Origin of the sequence: Roseovarius nubinhibens ISM, from assembly GCF_000152625.1 — a bacterium.
GTDB classification, from domain to species: Bacteria; Pseudomonadota; Alphaproteobacteria; order Rhodobacterales; family Rhodobacteraceae; genus Roseovarius; species Roseovarius nubinhibens.
This window is the reverse complement of record NZ_CH724156.1, coordinates 1,157,729-1,175,493: the sequence shown is the minus strand read 5'-3', so window position 1 is coordinate 1,175,493 and position 17,765 is coordinate 1,157,729. Positions and strand designations below refer to the sequence as shown.

The window sequence follows — 17,765 nt, the reverse complement described above, 5'->3', positions numbered from 1 at the left end:
CCGCCTCTCCGGTGCGGGGCTGGACCGCGCACCAATTGAAACGCTAATTCGAAGGAAATCGAGATATGGCTGCTAAAGACGTCAAATTCGATACCGATGCCCGCAACAAAATGCTGCGCGGCGTGAACATCCTGGCCGATGCGGTCAAGGTCACCCTGGGCCCCAAAGGCCGTAACGTTGTGCTCGACAAGAGCTTTGGCGCCCCGCGCATCACCAAAGATGGTGTGTCGGTTGCCAAGGAAATCGAACTGGAAGACAAGTTCGAGAACATGGGCGCGCAAATGGTGAAAGAAGTCGCCTCGCGCACCAATGACGAGGCCGGCGACGGCACCACCACCGCGACGGTTCTGGCGCAAGCCATCGTCAAGGAAGGTCTCAAGCAGGTTGCAGCGGGTCTGAACCCGATGGACCTCAAGCGCGGCATCGACATGGCGACCTCGAAAGTCGTCGAAGCGATCAAAGCTGCGGCCCGCGACGTGACCGACAGCGACGAAGTCGCACAGGTCGGCACCATCTCCGCCAATGGCGAAGCTGAAATCGGCCGTCAAATCGCCGACGCGATGCAAAAAGTCGGCAACGAAGGCGTGATCACCGTCGAAGAGAACAAAGGCCTCGAGACCGAGACCGATGTCGTCGAAGGCATGCAGTTCGACCGCGGCTACCTGTCGCCCTATTTCGTGACCAACGCCGACAAGATGACTGCAGAGCTCGAAGACTGCATGATCCTGCTGCACGAGAAGAAACTCTCGTCGCTGCAGCCGATGGTTCCGCTGCTCGAGCAAGTGATCCAGTCGCAAAAGCCGCTGCTGATCATCGCAGAAGACGTGGAAGGCGAAGCGCTGGCGACCCTCGTGGTCAACAAGCTGCGCGGCGGCCTGAAGATCGCTGCTGTCAAAGCTCCGGGCTTTGGCGATCGTCGCAAGGCAATGCTGCAGGACATCGCGATCCTGACCGGTGGTCAGGTGATCTCGGAAGACCTCGGCATGAAGCTCGAGTCGGTGACCATGGATATGCTTGGCACGGCCAAGAAAATCCAGATCACCAAAGACGAGACCACCATCGTTGACGGTGCCGGCGAGAAGGCCGAGATCGAAGCGCGCGTCGCTCAGATCCGCAACCAGATCGAAGAAACCACCAGCGACTACGACCGTGAGAAGCTGCAAGAGCGCGTGGCCAAACTGGCCGGCGGTGTTGCCGTGATCCGCGTCGGCGGCATGACCGAAGTCGAAGTGAAAGAGCGCAAAGACCGTGTTGATGACGCTCTGAACGCAACCCGCGCAGCCGTTCAAGAAGGCGTTGTTGTGGGTGGTGGTGTTGCTCTGGTTCAGGCCGGCAAATCGCTCGACGGTCTGGAAGGCGCCAATGCCGACCAGAACGCTGGTATCGCCATCGTGCGTCGCGCCATCGAGGCGCCGCTGCGTCAGATCGCCGAGAACGCCGGTGTTGACGGTGCCGTGGTTGCCGGCAAGGTCCGCGAAAGCTCGGACCTGAGCTTTGGCTTCAACGCCCAGACCGAAGAATATGGCGACATGTTCAAGTTCGGCGTAATCGACCCCGCCAAAGTGGTGCGCACCGCGCTCGAAGATGCGTCTTCGGTTGCTGGCCTGCTGATCACCACCGAAGCGATGGTTGCTGACAAGCCCGCCAAAGAAGGCGCAGGCGCCGGTGGCGGCATGCCCGACATGGGCGGCATGGGCGGCATGATGTAAGTCACGCCATCCTGTTGGATGATCGGGGTCGCCTTCGGGCGGCCCCTTTTCGTTTGGGGCCAGTCTCAGAGATGGGTATTTGTCACCAGAAAGAGGCCCGTTGCCCCACGGCAGGGCCGCCATTTCTGGACAAATCACCCGAGCTGTGACAAAGCCCGCGCAAGCATTGGAGCATCTGTCATGACCGTCACCCGTTTCGCCCCGTCGCCCACCGGCTATATCCATGTGGGCAACCTGCGCACCGCGTTGATGAACTATCTCATCGCCCGCAAATCGGGCGGGACGTTCATCCTGCGGATCGACGACACCGACCCGGAGCGGTCGAAAGAAGAATATGTCGACGCGATCAAGCAGGACCTCGAGTGGCTGGGCCTGACCTGGGACCGGGTCGAGCGGCAGTCCGAGCGGCTCGACCGCTATGCCGAGGCGGCGGACAAGCTGCGCGAGATGGGGCGGTTCTACGAGGCGTTCGAGACCCCGACAGAACTCGACCTGAAGCGCAAGAAACAGCTCAACATGGGCAAGCCGCCGGTCTATGACCGCGCGGCGCTCGCGCTGTCGGAAGACGAGAAATCGGCGCTGCGGGCCGAGCGGGGCAATGGCGTCTGGCGGTTCAAGCTTGATCAGGAGCGGATCGAGTGGACCGATGGCATTCTTGGCGATATTTCCATCGACGCGGCGAGCGTCAGTGACCCGGTGCTGATCCGGGGCGATGGGCAGGTTCTCTATACGCTGGCCTCGGTGGTGGATGACACCGAGATGGGCGTGACCCATGTGGTGCGCGGGTCGGACCATGTGACCAACACGGCGACGCAGATCCAGATCATCGAGGCGCTTGGTGGCTCGGTGCCGCAGTTTGCGCATCACTCGCTGCTCACCGGGCCGCAGGGCGAGTCGCTGTCGAAGCGACTTGGGACGTTGTCGCTGCGCGATCTGCGGGCGGCCGGGGTCGAGCCGATGGCGCTTTTGAGCCTGATGGCGCGGCTGGGCTCGTCCGACCCGGTCGAGGTTCGCGGCGAGCTTGGTGAGTTGGTCGAAGGGTTCGACATTTCGCGCTTTGGTTCGGCGCCGACCAAGTTCGATGCCGAGGATCTCTATCCGCTGACCGCGCGGCATTTGCAGTCGCTGCCCTATGAGACGGTGCGTGAGACGGTGTTGGCCACGGGCGTGCCCGAAGAGCTCGCGCCGCAGTTCTGGGCGGTGACCCGCGAGAACATCACCACGCTCAAGGATCTTGACGCCTGGTGGGTGCTTTGCCGCGACGGGGCCGAGCCGGTGATCGACGAAGAGGACCGGGAATTTGTCAGCCAGGCCATGGGGTTGATGCCCGAAGGCCCGTTCGACACCGAGACCTGGGGTCAGTGGACGAGCGCCGTCAAAGAGGCCACCGGGCGCAAGGGGCGGGGGCTGTTCATGCCGCTGCGTAAGGCGTTGACGGGGCAGGCGCATGGGCCGGATATGGCGCAGTTTTTGCCGCTGCTGCAGGTGATCCGGGCGCGGGGCTAGGCGATCAGCCGGGCGTTGAGCGTGGCGAGGTGGTGATCGGTCAGGGCGCGTTCGGCCGGGGTCAGCAATTGATGGCGCGGGTAGAGCGGCGCGGCGCGGTCGTCGAGGATGGGCGTGTCCCAGCCATCGGTGGTCGCGAAAAACCGCGCCACGCCGGCCTCGCCGAACTCGGTCAGATAGCCCTGCACCACCACATCGAGATAGCTTAGCAAAATGCTTGTCTCGCCCGTCGCGCGGGCGTTGCGGGCGGGCACGGAATAGACCGCGATCTCGGCCGTATGGGTCAGGTCATGGGCGACCTGATGGCTCGCTGGAACGCGGTCATAGGCGCGTTCGCGTTCGTCCAGCGCGGCCCAGTCATCGGCCGGGACAGCGGCGATCAGACCGTCAATTTCACAATATTCATCAGGGGTTACGGTCAGAAAGGCCACCTCGCGCAGGGTCGTGGGGACCCAGGATCTGCGCCAGCCGCGGAGCTGGGCGCGATGGGCGTCGGAGAAGTGATGGGTGGCCCGGTTCACCAGGCTGCCGTAGCCGAAGAAATAGGCGTGATGGTCGGAAAGCTGCTGTTCTGTCATGGCCTCTTGTCGCCGCTGCGGGGCGGCAATGCAAGCTTGACAGGGGGGGCTTGCGACCGTTCAGATTGGCCCAAAATCAGGGGGGCGGATATGGAACTCAGCGGGCTGGCATTGGTCACGGGAGCGGGGCAGGGGATCGGGCGGAGCATCGCGCTCAGGCTGCTCGGAGCGGGGGCCACGGTGATGGCTCTGGGCCGCAACGGGGGCAAATTGGCGGGTCTCGCCGAAGAGGCCGGCGTGCCGAAAGATCGGGTTTTCGAGGCAGAATGCGACATCGGTAACCTGTCGGTATTACGACAGTATCTCGACAGTGCGGAAAATGCCCATGGGCCGCTGCGCTATCACGTGGCGGCGGCGGGGATTTTGCGGCCCGTGTCGCTGCTCTCGTCGAGCGAAGAGGACATCCGCGAGGTGATCGAGATCAACTTTACCGCCACGCTTTTGGCGCTGCGCGAAGTGGCGCTGCGGATGATCGCCGGTGGGGCGGGCGGCAGCATTGTCACCATCGGGTCGAACTCGGGCACGACGCCGCGCATGGGGCTCGGCAGCTATCCGGCGTCCAAGGCGGGGATCGGTCATGCCACAAGGTCGCTGGGGCTCGAGCTGGCGCAGCATGGCATCCGGGCGAATGTGGTGGCGCCGGGGACGACGGACACGCCGATGCTCGCCTCCGGGGCCACGAGCTATGCCGCCGAACCGGAGCGGCTGATCAAGGGCGACCCGGATCTGTGGCGGCTCGGCATTCCGCTGGGCCGGGTGGCGGCGCCCGAGGATGTGGCCGATCTTACGCTTTTCCTGCTGTCGGATCTGGCGCGGCATATCACCATGGAAACATTGGTCATTGATGGCGGCGCGACGCTGGGCGCGCGGTGAGAGGGGGGACCTGCCTCGGAAAATCACTTGCCGCGACTCGGCCCGCATACTAAAGCATACAGATATCGAAACGGGAGAACCGGCCATGCCGGTGCCGAAGGAGCAACCGCCCCGGAAACTCTCAGGCCAAAGGACCGCTTCGATATCGAGGAACTCTGGAGAGTGCGCGGATCAGCCCGCGCCGCCGAAGGGATAGCGATCTCAGGCGAAAGGACAGAGGGGGCATCGTGGCGCAGGTCGTAGGACCGGGCGCGAGAACGGTGCCGGTCTGATTTCCCACAAGGAACATCGCCCCGGCCAGAGGTTGGGAGAATGCCATGAGCGATCTGCGGGTCACCCCATTGAACGCATTGCACCGCGAGTTGGGCGCCAAGATGGTGCCTTTCGCGGGCTATGACATGCCGGTGCAATACAAGCTCGGCGTGATGAAGGAACATCTGCATTGCCGCGCCGAGGCGGGGCTTTTTGATGTGAGCCATATGGGGCAGGTGATCCTGCGCCATCCCGATGGGGTCGAGGCGGCGGCGCTGGCGCTCGAGAGCCTGGTGCCGGTGGATGTCGCGGGGCTGGCCTCTGGGCGGCAGCGCTATGGGTTTTTCACCAATGAGGCGGGCGGGATCATGGATGATCTGATGCTCGCCAATCGCGGCGATCATCTCTTTGTGGTGGTGAATGCGGCCTGCAAGGAGGCCGATATTGCCCATATGCGCGCCCATCTGACGGGCTGTGAGGTCGAAGAGATCAGCGACCGCGCGCTGCTCGCGCTGCAGGGGCCAAAGGCCGAGGCGGTGCTCGAGGCGCTGGTGCCGGGCGTGGCGGATATGCGGTTCATGGATGTGGCGATCATGGCGTCGGAGTATGGCGAGCTGTGGATTTCGCGGTCGGGCTATACCGGCGAGGATGGCTATGAGATTTCCGTGCCCGCGAGCGAGGCCGAGGAATTTGCCCGGGCGCTGCTAAGCCATGAGGCGGTGGAGCCGATCGGTCTTGGGGCGCGGGACAGTCTGCGGCTCGAGGCGGGGCTGTGCCTCTATGGGCATGACATTGACGAAGAGACGAGCCCGGTCGAGGCGCGTCTCACCTGGGCCATCCAGAAGCTGCGCCGCGCGGGTGGCGCGCGGGAAGGTGGTTTTCCGGGGGCCGAGCGTATTCTCGCCGAGCTCTCTGATGGGGCGGCGCGGCACCGGGTCGGGCTTCGCCCCGAGGGGCGGGCGCCGATGCGCGAGGGCACCGAACTTTATGCCGAGGCCGAGGGCGGCACGCCAATTGGGCGCGTGACCTCCGGCGCATTCGGCCCCACAATCGAAGCGCCGATGTCGATGGGCTATGTGCCCAAAGATGTCAGCGCAGAGGGTACGCAGCTCTTTGGCGATGTGCGCGGCAAGCGCCAGCCCGTCACGGTCGCGGCGCTGCCCTTTACCCCGGCCAATTTCAAACGCTGATCCAACGAGGGAGACCCCAAGATGAAATTCACAGAAGAACATGAATGGCTGCGCGAGGAAGACGGGCTTATCGTCGTCGGCATCACCGAGCATGCGGCAGAGCAGCTTGGCGATGTGGTCTTTGTCGAGCTGCCCGAGGAAGGCACCGAAGTGGCCAAGGATGACGAGGTCGTGGTGATCGAATCCGTCAAGGCGGCGTCGGATATCCTCGCCCCCATCGATGGCGAGATCGTCGAGGTGAACAGCGTGCTCGCCGATGAGCCGGCCAAGGTCAATGACGATCCGCTGGGCGATGCGTGGTTCTTCAAGATCAAGGCGTCGGACCCGTCGCAGATGGACGACATGATGGATGAAGCCGCCTACAAGGCCTTTATCGGCTGATCCCGCTGGCGGGGCCGCGCTCGTGGCCCCGCTCTCTCAAGAGTTTTCAGGGCGGTGCGGGCCAAGTGGCCCCCGTCCGCAGACCGGAGTCCGTCATGGCATTCGAACCCACCGACTATCTTCCTTATGATTTCGCCAACCGCCGCCATATCGGGCCGTCGCCCGAGGAAATGCAGGAGATGCTGCAGGTGGTGGGGGCCGGGGATCTCGACGATCTGATCGATCAGACCGTGCCGAAATCCATCCGGCAGGAGGTGCCTCTCAATTTCGGCAAGCCCAAGTCCGAGCGCGAGCTCATGCATTTCATGCGGCTCACCGCGTCGAAGAACAAGGTCATGGTGAACATGATCGGTCAGGGCTATTACGGGACGGTGACGCCGCCCGCGATCCAGCGCAACATCCTCGAGAACCCGGCGTGGTACACGGCCTATACGCCCTATCAGCCGGAGATCAGCCAGGGGCGGCTCGAGGCGCTGTTGAACTTCCAGACGATGATTTCCGATCTCACCGGGCTCGAAGTGGCGAATGCCTCGCTGCTTGACGAGGCGACGGCCTGTGCCGAGGCGATGACCATGGCGCAGCGGGTGTCGAAATCGAAGGCCAAGGCGTTTTTCGTCGACCGCGACTGTCATCCGCAGAATATCGCGGTGATCCAGACACGGGCCGAGCCGCTCGGCATCGAGGTGATCGTCGGCAACCCGGACAAGATGGAGGCGTCCGAAGTGTTCGGCGCGATTTTCCAGTATCCGGGCACCTATGGCCATGTGCGCGATTTCACTGATTACATCGCGGCCCTGCATGAGCATAAGGCGATTGCGGTGATGTCGGCGGATCCGCTGGCGCTCACCCTGCTCAAGGAGCCAGGCGAGATGGGGGCGGATATTGCTGTCGGCTCGACCCAGCGGTTTGGCGTGCCGATGGGCTATGGGGGGCCGCACGCGGCCTATATGGCCTGCAAGGATGCCTATAAGCGGTCGATGCCGGGGCGGATCATCGGGGTCAGTATCGACGCCCATGGCAACCGGGCCTACCGGCTGTCGCTGCAGACCCGCGAGCAGCATATCCGCCGCGAGAAGGCGATGTCGAATGTCTGCACGGCGCAGGCGCTCTTGGCGGTGATGGCGTCGATGTATGCGGTGTTCCACGGGCCGAAGGGGCTCAAGGCCATTGCGCAGCGCATCCATCGCAAGACGGTGCGGCTGGCCAAGGGGCTCGAAGAGGCGGGGTTCAAGGTCGATCCGCAGGTGTTCTTTGACACGATCACCGTGGATGTTGGGCCGCTGCAGGCGGCGGTTCTGAAATCGGCGGTGGACGAGGGGATCAACCTGCGTCGTGTCGGCGAGAGCCGGGTCGGCATTTCCCTCGACGAGGCGACGCGGCCGAAGAATATCGAAGCGGTCTGGCGGGCCTTTGGCATCACCCGGGCGGATGAGGATTTCACCCCCGAATACCGCGTGCCGGAAAACATGCACCGGACCAGCGCCTATCTCACCCATCCGATTTTCCACATGAACCGGGCGGAAACCGAGATGATGCGCTATATGCGGCGGCTGGCGGATCGCGATCTGGCGCTGGATCGGGCGATGATCCCGCTTGGCAGCTGCACGATGAAGCTCAACTCGGCCGCCGAAATGATGCCGGTGAGCTGGCGCGAGTTTTCGCGGCTCCATCCCTATTGCCCGGTCGATCAGGCCGAGGGCTATAAGGTGATGATCGACGATCTGAGCGCCAAGCTCTGCGAGATCACCGGCTATGACGCGATCTCGATGCAGCCCAATTCGGGGGCGCAGGGCGAATATGCCGGTCTCTTGACCATTGCCGCCTATCACCGGGCGCAGGGCGAGGGGCACCGCAATGTCTGCCTCATCCCGATGTCGGCCCATGGCACCAACCCGGCGAGCGCGCAGATGGTGGGCTGGAAGGTGGTGCCGGTCAAATCCGCCGAAACCGGGGATATCGATCTTGCCGATTTCCGCGCCAAGGCCGAGCAATATGCCGAGACGCTGGCTGGCACGATGATCACCTATCCGTCGACCCATGGCGTGTTCGAGGAACATGTGAAGGAGATCACCGCGATCACCCATGAGCATGGCGGTCAGGTCTATATCGACGGGGCCAATATGAACGCCATGGTGGGGCTCGCCCGGCCCGGCGATATTGGCGGCGATGTGAGCCATCTCAACCTGCACAAGACCTTCTGCATCCCGCATGGCGGCGGTGGTCCCGGCATGGGGCCGATTGGCGTCAAGGCGCATCTGGCGCCCTATCTGCCGGGGCATCCCTCGACCGGGGGCGGCGAAGGGCCGGTGTCGGCGGCGCCGTTCGGCTCGCCCTCGATCCTGCCGATCAGCTGGGCCTATACGCTGTTGATGGGGGGCGAAGGTCTCACCCAGGCGACGCGGGTGGCGATCCTCAACGCGAACTATATCGCGAAGCGGCTCGAAGGGGCCTATGAGGTGCTCTATCGCGGGCGCAATGACCGGGTGGCGCATGAGTGCATCATCGACACGCGGCCCTTTGAAGAGAGCGCCGGTGTCACGGTCGATGACATTGCCAAGCGTCTTATCGACAACGGGTTCCACGCGCCGACCATGTCCTTTCCGGTGCCCGGGACGCTGATGGTCGAGCCGACCGAGAGCGAGACCAAGGCCGAGCTCGACCGGTTCTGCGATGCGATGCTGGCGATCCGCGAGGAGATCCGCGACATCGAGGAAGGCCGGATCGACGCGGCGAACAACCCGCTCAAACACGCGCCGCATACGGTCGAGGATCTGGTGGGCGAATGGGACCGGCCCTATAGCCGCGAACAGGCCTGTTTCCCGGCCGGGGCGTTCCGGGTCGACAAATATTGGCCGCCGGTGAACCGGGTGGACAATGTCTATGGCGACCGCAACCTCGTCTGCACCTGCCCGCCGATGGAGGAGTATGCCGAGGCGGCGGAGTAAGCGCCGCGCGATACCGATGACGAGAACGCCCCGGTGGGATGCCGGGGCGTTTTTTATGTCTGGGGGAGAGGGGCGGCGCCTGCCCGTGGGGTGGCGCATCCCGCGATCTCGGTGAGGCGCTTTATCCCTCCTCATTCCTCCGGCTTGGCCTGAATGCGCGAGATTGGGCAAAGCGCCAGCCCGCCGGGACGGGCAGGCGCTGGCCCGGCGGCCTGCGGCCTTGTTCCGGGCCTGCGCGTAAGGGTAAATGGAGCGACATTTTCTCTTTGCGTTTTCGCGCGCGGACTGTACAGAACTGTCCACCAAGCGCGCAAGGCCGAGGTCCCCGGGCGATGACCAAGACGGAAACCTATCTCTTCTATCTGATCGAAGATTTCACCCATATGCCGTTCTCCTGCGCGGTCGAGCCCTTGCGGCTGGCCAATCATCTGAGCGGCAAGCCTCTCTATGAATGGAAGCTCGCGTCAGAGAATGGCGAAACGGTGCGCGCCTCGAACGGGGTCACCAGCATCGTTGACTACAGTTTCGAGGATCGGGTGAAATCCGACCGGCTCTTTGTGATGTCGGGGCTCAACACCTGGAAACATATCACCCCGGGTCTGATCAATGCACTGCGCCGCGAGCGGTCGCATGGGGCGCGGATCGGGGGCATGTGTTCGGCGGCCTATGTGCTCGCCCATGCCGGGTTCCTCGATGGCTGTCGGGCGGCGGTGCATTGGGAATATCACGACAGTTTCATGGAAGAGTTTCCCGATGTGTCGGTGGTGCGCAATGTCTTTGTGGCGGATGAGAAATTCATCACCGCCTCGGGGGGCACCGCGCCGGCGGATCTCATCCTGCATCTCATTGGCGAGACCCATGGTCAGGGGTTGGCCAATGAGATCGCCGATCAGATGGTCTATAGCGGGGTGCGCGAGGCCAGCGCCGAGCAGAAGGCGTCGCTTCAGGCGCGGCACGGGATGCGCAACCCGCATCTGGCGCGGGCGATTGGCCTGATGGGCGAGGCGATCGAAGACCCGCGCCACACCTCGGATATCGCCGGGGAAGTGGGGATTTCGACGCGGCAGCTCGAGCGGCTCTTTGGGCGCTATCTCAACTGTTCGCCGAGCAAATATTACCTCGAACTGCGGCTCAACAAGGCGCGCAACCTGCTCATCCAGAGTGAATGCAGCGTGACCGAGGTGGCGATGGCGGCGGGGTTCAAATCCGTCACCCATTTCGCGCGGGTCTATCGCGGGTCCTTTGGGGTGTCGCCGGGCGAACAGCGGTCGCGGCTGACCTGAACGGTCACTCTTGCGCGCGAAGCACGCGGGCGGGGCGGGCCTTGAGCGGGGCCCAGGCAAAGCCGAGCCCGGCCAGCAGCGTCACGCCGACGCCCGCCGCCACGATGATCAGCGCCGAGGGCCAGATCACCGCAAAGCCGGTGTGCATGACGAAATGGCTCACCGCCCAGCCGCCGAGAATGCCCGCGAGGATCGCCACCGCCCCGGCGGCGGCGCCAAGAAGCGCGGCGCGCAGCGCGTGGCTGGCGAGGATGCGGGCGCGTCCGGCACCGAGGGTGCGCAGCACGGCGGCCTCGAAGATGCGGTTGCGCTGATCCGCGGCGGCGGCCCCGATGAGCACCAAGAACCCGGTGACGAGCGTCGCCGCCGCGCCCCATGCGGTGGCGGCGGCAAGCCCTGCCAGCAGCCCCGACACCCGGTCGATGGCGTCGCGGACGCGGATCGCCGTCACATTGGGCATGGCCTCGGAGATGTCGCGCAGGATGGCGGGCTCGGCCTCTGGGGTGGCGTAGACCGTGGCGATGAAACTATGCGGTGCGGCCTCGAGCGCGGCGGGGTTCATCACCATGATGAACCCCATGCCGGCGGTGGAGAAATCGACCTCGCGCAGGGAGGTGAGCGTCGCGGTGATGTCGCGGCCAAGGATGTTGACGGTGATCTCGTCGCCGAGCGCGAGCCCCATTTCAGCGGCCTCTTCGGCGGCAAAGCTGAGCTGGGGCGTGCCGCTGTACTCCTCGGGCCACCAGGTGCCCTGGGTGAGGCGGGTGCGGTCGGGCAGGGCGTCCGCATAGGAGATGCCGCGGTCGCCGTTGAGCACCCAGTGATCGCCCGCCACTTCGCGCGCCGGTTGGCCGTTGATCCGGGTGATGATGCCGCGCAGCATCGGCGCGCTGTCGATGCGGTCGACGGCGGGATCGCTGTCGAGCCTTTGGCGGAAGGCGGGCATCTGGTCCTTCTGGATGTCGACGAAGAAGAAGGCTGGGGCCTTGTCGGGGAGGTCCTGCCGGATGGCGCTGCGCAGGTTGCCGTCGATCTGGCCGACGGCGGCGAGGACGCTCAGCCCGAGGCCGAGGGAGAGCACCACCGGCAGCGCCGAGCGGCCCGGTCCGCCGATGGCGCCGAGCGCCCAGAGCAGCGCCGGGCGGCGGCGGGCCAGCGGCCGGGCGCGGGCGGCGAGCCGTTCGATGGCGAGGCCTGCGAGGGTGAGCAGCAAGAGCGCCCCGGCGATGCCGCCTGCGGTCCAGACGGTCAGCCGCCAATTGCCGGAAAACAGCGCCGCGAGCAGCACCAGAAGGGCGGTGGCCCCGGCGATGGTGGCGAGATAGGGCCAGCCGGGCAGCGCCCAATCGCGCCGCTCAGAAGGGCGAAACAGCGTGGCGGCGCGCACATCGGCGGCGCGGGCCAGCGGCCAGAGAGTAAAGATCAGCGCGGCGAGCAGGCCATAGATCGCGGCCTCGGCCAGCGGTGCGCCATAGAGGCCGAACTCGGCTGGGACCGGCAGGCGGGTGCCGAGATAGGGGCCGAGGAGCCAGGGCACCAGCGCGCCGAGGGTGACCCCGATGGCGAGGCCCAGCGCGGTGAGGATGCCGATCTGGATAAAATAGGTGAGAAAGATCACCCGCCGCGACGCGCCGAGCGTGCGCAGCGTGGCGATGACCGTGACCTTGCCCGCGAGATAGGCCTGCACGGCGGTGGCGATGCCGACGCCGCCCACGGCGAGACCGCTCAGCCCGACGAGGATGAGAAATGCCCCGAGCCGGTCGACGAATTCCGCCACGCCGGGCGCGCCGTTGCGGGCATCGCGCCAGGACAGCCCCCGGTCGGGAAAGGCGCGGCCCAGCTCGGACAAGAGCGCATCGGGATCAGCACCGGGGGGCAGGTCGAGCCGAGTGCGGGTGGTGAACAGCGTGCCGGGGGCGAGCAGGCCGGAGCTGGCGAGATCGGCCTCGCGCAGCAGGCTGCGGGGGCCAAGCTCGAACCCGCCGGTGATGCTGTCGGGCTCAAACTCGAGCGCGGCGCTCACATGGAAGGCCTGTTCGCCGAGCGTGATCCTGTCGCCCGCCACGATCCCCAGCCTTGCCATGAGCGCCGGGTCGAGCACCGCGCCGGGCAAGCCCTCTGCGCCGTCGAGCGCGTCGGAAAGGGGCATGTCGGGGTTGAGGCGGACGCGGCCCACGAGCGGGTAGAGATCATCCACCGCCTTGACCTGGGTGAGCGCGCGGCTGCCGTCGGGGGTCACGGCCATGGAGCGAAATTCGGTCACCTGCGAGAGCCGGTCGGCGCGGGCCTCGAGCCAGGCGCGTTCGGTGGCATCGGGCGCGCGGTAGGTGAGCTCGACCTCGGCATCGCCCCCCAAGAGCCGGGCGCCTTCAGAGGTGAGGCCCGCCTGAATGGCGGCGCGGGTGCTGCCGACGGCGGCGATGGCGGCGGCGCCAAGGATCAGGCAGGCGAGCAGGACCCAGAACGGCCCGAGCCCGCCGCGCAGCTCGCGCAGGGCCAGCCGCGTGGCGCTGCGCAGGCTCATGCGCGAAGGCCCTCGGATGTGCGGGGGGCGGCGGCGCGGTCTTCGTCGAGGCGGCCGTCGGTCAGGTGCAGCACGCGGGCGCAGCGGGCGGCGAGGCCCATGTCATGGGTCACGAGCACCAGCGTCGCGCCATGGCGGTCGTGCAGGTCGAAGAGCAGATCGACGATGGCCGCGCCATTGCTGCCGTCGAGATTGCCGGTCGGTTCATCGGCGAGGATGAGCCGGGGCCGGGGGGCGGCGGCGCGGGCGAGGGCAACGCGTTGCTGTTCGCCGCCGGACATCTGGGCCGGGTAATGGTGCATCCGATGAGCGAGGCCCACGGCGCGCAGCTCGGCCTCTGCGCGGGCCTCGGCATCGGGGGCGCCGGCGAGGTCGAGCGGGGTGGCCACGTTTTCCAGCGCGGTGAGCGTCGGGATCAGGTGGAAGGATTGAAACACCACGCCGATATTGTCGCGCCGGAGCCGGGCCAGAGCGTCTTCGCCGAGCTGGCCGAGATCCTGCCCGAGGGCGGTGACGGTGCCGCCGGTGGCCCGTTCGAGCCCGCCCATCAGCATCAGCAGCGAAGATTTGCCAGAGCCCGACGGCCCGGTCACGCCGATGGTTTCCCCGGCATGGACATCGAGGGAAATGTCGCGAAGTATGTTGACGTCTCCCGCGTTCGACCGAAGTGACAAGTCAGCGTTGCGGAGCGACAAAAGGGGCGAGGTCATGCGAAAACACCTTGTGAATATGCCTTTGACATATGGGGGTTTGGCCCGGATGGGCAAGGTCGCCTTGCTGGCGATTTTAGCGGTTTTGCCGTTGCGCGGCGCTGTGGCGCAGGAAATTACCCTGTTGGCGATGGGGGATAGCCTCACCCAGGGCTATGGCCTGCCCGAGGAAGAGGGGTTTGTGCCGCAGCTCGAGGCCTGGCTTCGCGCTGCGGGGCAGGAGGTGCAGGTGATCAATGGCGGGGTGTCGGGGGACACCACGGCGGGGGGCGCGGCGCGGGTGGCCTGGGGGCTTGGTCCCGAGGTGGATGCGATGATCGTGGCGCTGGGGGGCAATGATTTCCTGCGCGGCATCGATCCGGCGGTGAGCCGTCAGAACCTCGACGCGATCCTGAGCGAGGCGGAGGCGCGGGAGGTGCCGGTTCTGTTGGTGGCGATGGCCGCGCCGGGCAATTATGGCGCGGAGTATAAGGCCGCGTTCGATGCGATCTATCCCGAGTTGGCGGCAGAGCATGGGGCGCTCTTGGCGGAAAGCTTCTTTCAGGGGTTGCCGGAGCGGGACCCCGATAAGCTCCGCCAGTATTTCCAGGAGGACGGGCTGCATCCCAATGCGCGGGGGGTGAGGCGCATCGTGGCGGGGCTTGGCCCGGATGTGCAGCGGCTCATCGATGAGGTGGTGGCGCCGTGAGGGGCGCGGATCTGGCCCCGGCACAGGCGAGCGCAAAGGAAAAGGGCCGCCCCCGGTGGGACGGCCCTTCAAAAGCGTGTCGCTGAGGCCTTAGGCCAGAACGATGTTGCCTGCCGATTCGCGGCCGTCACGGCCGGCTTCGAGGTCGTAGGTGACCTTCTGGTTGTCGGCGAGGCCGGTGAGGCCCGCGCGCTCGACAGCAGAGATGTGCACAAACACGTCTTTGCCGCCATCATCGGGGGCGATAAAGCCATAACCTTTGGTGGTGTTGAACCATTTTACGGTGCCATTGGCCATTCCGTAGTCTCCTTCATTATGCTGCCCACGTCGTGCGGCAGCCCGGCCCGTCAGTGCAGAATCGAGTGACTGAGCCGTGTAGAGGAGCAGGTATCGATAGTGGTAACGTCGCATTCCCGATATGTTCCCTGCGGTGAAATAAAACAAGGGGAATTATTTTTCCCATGCCCCATAGGCGTTTAGATGCCGTGAGGTCAGCGTTCACCGAGGTTAACGAGGTCGTTTTCGGGGATTCGCCGCATCCCGTCGGTGTTGCGGCGGTATCGCGTCGGTGGCGGCGTGCGGGGGGCAAGGACAATGTTAACGGACCGTCGGGCAGGGTTGGGAGGCGGTAAATTCGCCGCGTTGCAGCCGAGAAGGAGATCCCGATGACCGATCGTTCCGCCCCGCAGTCCCCCAATGCCCGCGCGCCGCGTCAGGGCCGTTTGACCAAGTCGGAACGGCTGGCGCGGGATGGGCTGATGCGCAGCCTGATCGAGCTGCAGGGCGACGGTTGGCTCGACCGGGTGCTGCGCGAGGAGATCCCCGAGGCGTGGCATACGCTCGAGGCGGATGTGGATGTGCGCGAGCCGAAGGAGAAGGTGACGCTCTATCTCGATCGGTCGGTGGCGCGGTTTTACCGGCAGATGGGGCGCGGCTATCACGCGCGGATCAACCGGCTCTTGGCGACCTGGGCGCAGATGAAGATCGCGGGCGAGGTGCAGCTCGACGCGCATCTGGCGCGGCGGGCGGGGGTGGAGTGAAGAGGGGAGGGTAGCGCCCGACCTAGAGGGCGATGGGCGGGCAGTTATGGCGCGCGGCCCTCGCCCAACGAGATGCGTGTGCTTCAGTTTGAAACCTAGCTAAATCGCCCTCGCGAAAGAGATCGGCGGGGAGGTCGGGCGATGCCCGGCTGCGCCGGGCGGTGGACCTGTTGGCCCGGAGCAAGGGCGCAGCCCGCCGGGCAGAGCCCGACCGCCCCCCGGGCGGGCTCTTGCTGAGGTGCCGGGAGGCAGAGGCGTGGCGCGGGGGGGCGAGATAAACTGCCCAAAGCAGCCGAGCACTTGCCCACCCGCGGTCGGGCGCTGACCGGCTTGGCGTCTTGGGGCCGTCTTGAGGGATAAGAAACGCCCCCGCAGCGGGCTGCGAGGGCGGTGAGGGGTTTGCGGCGGGCGCGGGGCCGGGATCAGCGCGAGAATTTCTTGTGCTTGATCCGTTTCGGTTCGAGCGCGTCGGGGCCGAGGCGGCGTTTCTTGTCCTCTTCGTAATCCGCGAAGTTGCCTTCGAACCATTCGACATGGGCCTCGCCTTCGAAGGCGAGGATATGGGTGCAAATCCGGTCGAGGAAGAAGCGGTCGTGCGAGATGACCACGGCGCAGCCGGCGAAATCGACCAGCGCGTCTTCGAGGGCGCGGAGGGTTTCGACGTCGAGGTCGTTGGTCGGTTCGTCGAGGAGCAGCACGTTGCCGCCCTCTTTGAGCAGACGCGCCATATGGACCCGGTTGCGTTCGCCGCCCGAGAGCAACGAGACCTTTTTCTGTTGGTCGCCGCCCTTGAAGTTGAAGGAGGAGCAATAGGCGCGGGAATTGACCTGGGCGTCGCCCAGTTCGATGATTTCGGCGCCGCCCGAGATCGCCTCCCACACGGTTTCATTGTCCTTGAGGTCGTCGCGCGACTGATCGACATAGCTCAGATCGACGGTGTCGCCATATTCGATGGTGCCGGCGTCAGGGGTTTCCTGCCCGGTGAGCATCTTGAACAGGGTCGATTTGCCGGCGCCGTTGGGGCCGATGACGCCGACGATGCCGCCGGGCGGCAGCGAGAAGGTCAGGTTCTCGATCAAGAGCTTGTCGCCCATGGCCTTTTGCAGCCCGTCGACCTCGATCACCTTGGAGCCGAGGCGGGGGCCGTTGGGGATGACGATCTGGGCGCGGGTGATTTTCTCGCGCTCGGACTGGTTGGCGAGATCGTTATAGGCGTTGATCCGGGCCTTTTGCTTGGCCTGGCGGGCCTTTTGGCCCTGACGCATCCATTCGAGTTCGCGTTCGAGGGTTTTCTGTTTCGACTTGTCCTCGCGGGCCTCTTGTTCGAGGCGCTTGGCCTTTTGTTCGAGCCAGGCGGAGTAATTGCCCTCGTAGGGGATGCCGCGGCCGCGGTCGAGTTCGAGGATCCAGCCGGTGATGTCGTCGAGGAAATAGCGGTCGTGGGTGACGATCAGGATGGTGCCCTTGTAGTCGATCAGGTGCTGTTGCAGCCAAGCGATGGTTTCGGCGTCGAGGTGGTTGGTCGGTTCGTCGAGCAACAGCATGTCGGGCGCTTCGAGCAGCAGTTTGCACAGCGCGACGCGGCGGCGTTCGCCGCCCGAGAGATCGGCCGGGCTCGCGTCGTCGGGCGGGCAGCGCAGGGCCTCGAGGGCGACGTCGATCTGGCTGTCGAGATCCCAGAGGTTGTTGCTGTCGATCTCGTCCTGCAGCGCCGCCATCTCATCGGCGGTCTCGTCGGAATAGTTCATCGCCAGTTCGTTGAAGCGGTCGAGTTTGGCCTTTTTCTCGGCGACGCCGAGCATGACGTTTTCGCGCACGGTGAGCGTGTCGTCGAGATGCGGCTCCTGCGGCAGGTAGCCGACCTTGGCGCCTTCGGCGGCCCAGGCTTCGCCGGTGAAATCGGTGTCGAGCCCGGCCATGATTTTCATCAGGGTGGATTTACCGGCGCCGTTGACGCCGACGACGCCGATTTTGACGCCGGGCAGAAAGCTCAGATGGATGTTCTCGAAGCATTTCTTGCCGCCGGGATAGGTCTTGGACACATCCTGCATGTGATAGACATATTGATAGGCTGCCATGGGTCGGG

Annotated in this window: 14 protein-coding genes and 1 riboswitch; of the genes, 9 read left to right on the top strand and 5 right to left on the bottom strand. The window is 65.3% G+C overall.

The window, feature by feature from the left end; genetic code table 11:
• Window positions 1-65: 65 nt before the first annotated feature.
• Together groL and gltX are read left to right on the top strand one after the other, a co-directional pair.
• Window positions 66-1,709, top strand: a complete 1,644-nt coding sequence (groL, locus tag ISM_RS05720; protein WP_009813175.1) for a chaperonin GroEL — start codon at window positions 66-68, stop codon at window positions 1,707-1,709.
• A 180-nt stretch (window positions 1,710-1,889) separates the two neighbouring features.
• A complete protein-coding gene (gltX, locus tag ISM_RS05715; protein ID WP_009813174.1) occupies window positions 1,890-3,215 on the top strand; it encodes a glutamate--tRNA ligase in 1,326 nt (441 codons plus the stop codon).
• Here the strand turns inward: gltX and ISM_RS05710 are convergent.
• Window positions 3,212-3,793, bottom strand: a complete 582-nt coding sequence (locus ISM_RS05710; protein WP_009813173.1) for a gamma-glutamylcyclotransferase family protein — start codon at window positions 3,791-3,793, stop codon at window positions 3,212-3,214. The genes gltX and ISM_RS05710 overlap by 4 nt on opposite strands.
• Window positions 3,794-3,883: 90 nt before the next feature.
• Between ISM_RS05710 and ISM_RS05705 the strand changes: the two genes are divergently transcribed.
• The 5 genes from ISM_RS05705 to ISM_RS05685 all read left to right on the top strand — a co-directional run bounded on the left by ISM_RS05705 (window position 3,884) and on the right by ISM_RS05685 (window position 10,717).
• Complete coding sequence (locus tag ISM_RS05705) at window positions 3,884-4,666, top strand: SDR family NAD(P)-dependent oxidoreductase (RefSeq protein WP_009813172.1); 783 nt, start codon at window positions 3,884-3,886, stop codon at window positions 4,664-4,666.
• A 61-nt stretch (window positions 4,667-4,727) separates the two neighbouring features.
• Window positions 4,728-4,813, top strand: a riboswitch (glycine riboswitch).
• Between the two features lie 170 nt (window positions 4,814-4,983).
• Entirely contained in the window at window positions 4,984-6,108 is a 1,125-nt protein-coding gene (gene gcvT, locus ISM_RS05700; RefSeq protein ID WP_009813171.1) for a glycine cleavage system aminomethyltransferase GcvT, read from the top strand.
• 21 nt (window positions 6,109-6,129) lie between these two features.
• Complete coding sequence (gene gcvH / locus ISM_RS05695) at window positions 6,130-6,489, top strand: glycine cleavage system protein GcvH (protein WP_009813170.1); 360 nt, start codon at window positions 6,130-6,132, stop codon at window positions 6,487-6,489.
• A gap of 95 nt (window positions 6,490-6,584) precedes the next feature.
• Window positions 6,585-9,434: an aminomethyl-transferring glycine dehydrogenase gene (gene gcvP / locus ISM_RS05690; RefSeq protein ID WP_009813169.1), complete on the top strand. Its 2,850-nt coding sequence runs from the start codon at window positions 6,585-6,587 to the stop codon at window positions 9,432-9,434.
• 332 nt (window positions 9,435-9,766) lie between these two features.
• Window positions 9,767-10,717, top strand: a complete 951-nt coding sequence (locus ISM_RS05685) for a GlxA family transcriptional regulator (protein WP_009813168.1) — start codon at window positions 9,767-9,769, stop codon at window positions 10,715-10,717.
• A gap of 4 nt (window positions 10,718-10,721) precedes the next feature.
• On the opposite strand, the gene ISM_RS05680 is transcribed toward ISM_RS05685, so the two are convergent.
• The gene (locus ISM_RS05680; protein ID WP_009813167.1) at window positions 10,722-13,241 is read right to left on the bottom strand and encodes an ABC transporter permease; all 2,520 of its coding nucleotides are present in this window, start codon (window positions 13,239-13,241) and stop codon (window positions 10,722-10,724) included.
• On the bottom strand, window positions 13,238-13,951 hold the full coding sequence (locus tag ISM_RS05675) for an ABC transporter ATP-binding protein (protein ID WP_040617887.1): 714 nt from the start codon (window positions 13,949-13,951) through the stop codon (window positions 13,238-13,240). The genes ISM_RS05680 and ISM_RS05675 overlap by 4 nt, the downstream gene beginning before the upstream one ends.
• 19 nt (window positions 13,952-13,970) lie before the next feature.
• Here ISM_RS05675 and ISM_RS05670 point away from each other — a divergent pair, with 19 nt between their 5' ends.
• Window positions 13,971-14,639 (top strand): arylesterase, encoded by a 669-nt coding sequence (locus ISM_RS05670; RefSeq protein ID WP_420806180.1) that lies wholly within the window; start codon window positions 13,971-13,973, stop codon window positions 14,637-14,639.
• Between the two features lie 90 nt (window positions 14,640-14,729).
• On the opposite strand, the gene ISM_RS05665 is transcribed toward ISM_RS05670, so the two are convergent.
• Complete coding sequence (locus tag ISM_RS05665) at window positions 14,730-14,936, bottom strand: cold-shock protein (protein WP_009813164.1); 207 nt, start codon at window positions 14,934-14,936, stop codon at window positions 14,730-14,732.
• A gap of 368 nt (window positions 14,937-15,304) precedes the next feature.
• Here ISM_RS05665 and ISM_RS05660 point away from each other — a divergent pair, with 368 nt between their 5' ends.
• The gene (locus tag ISM_RS05660) at window positions 15,305-15,679 is read left to right on the top strand and encodes a BrnA antitoxin family protein (RefSeq protein ID WP_009813163.1); all 375 of its coding nucleotides are present in this window, start codon (window positions 15,305-15,307) and stop codon (window positions 15,677-15,679) included.
• Window positions 15,680-16,101: 422 nt separating this feature from the next.
• Here ISM_RS05660 and ettA read toward each other — a convergent pair whose 3' ends face one another.
• Window positions 16,102-17,757: an energy-dependent translational throttle protein EttA gene (gene ettA, locus ISM_RS05655; protein ID WP_009813162.1), complete on the bottom strand. Its 1,656-nt coding sequence runs from the start codon at window positions 17,755-17,757 to the stop codon at window positions 16,102-16,104.
• Between the last annotated feature and the right edge of the window lie 8 nt (window positions 17,758-17,765).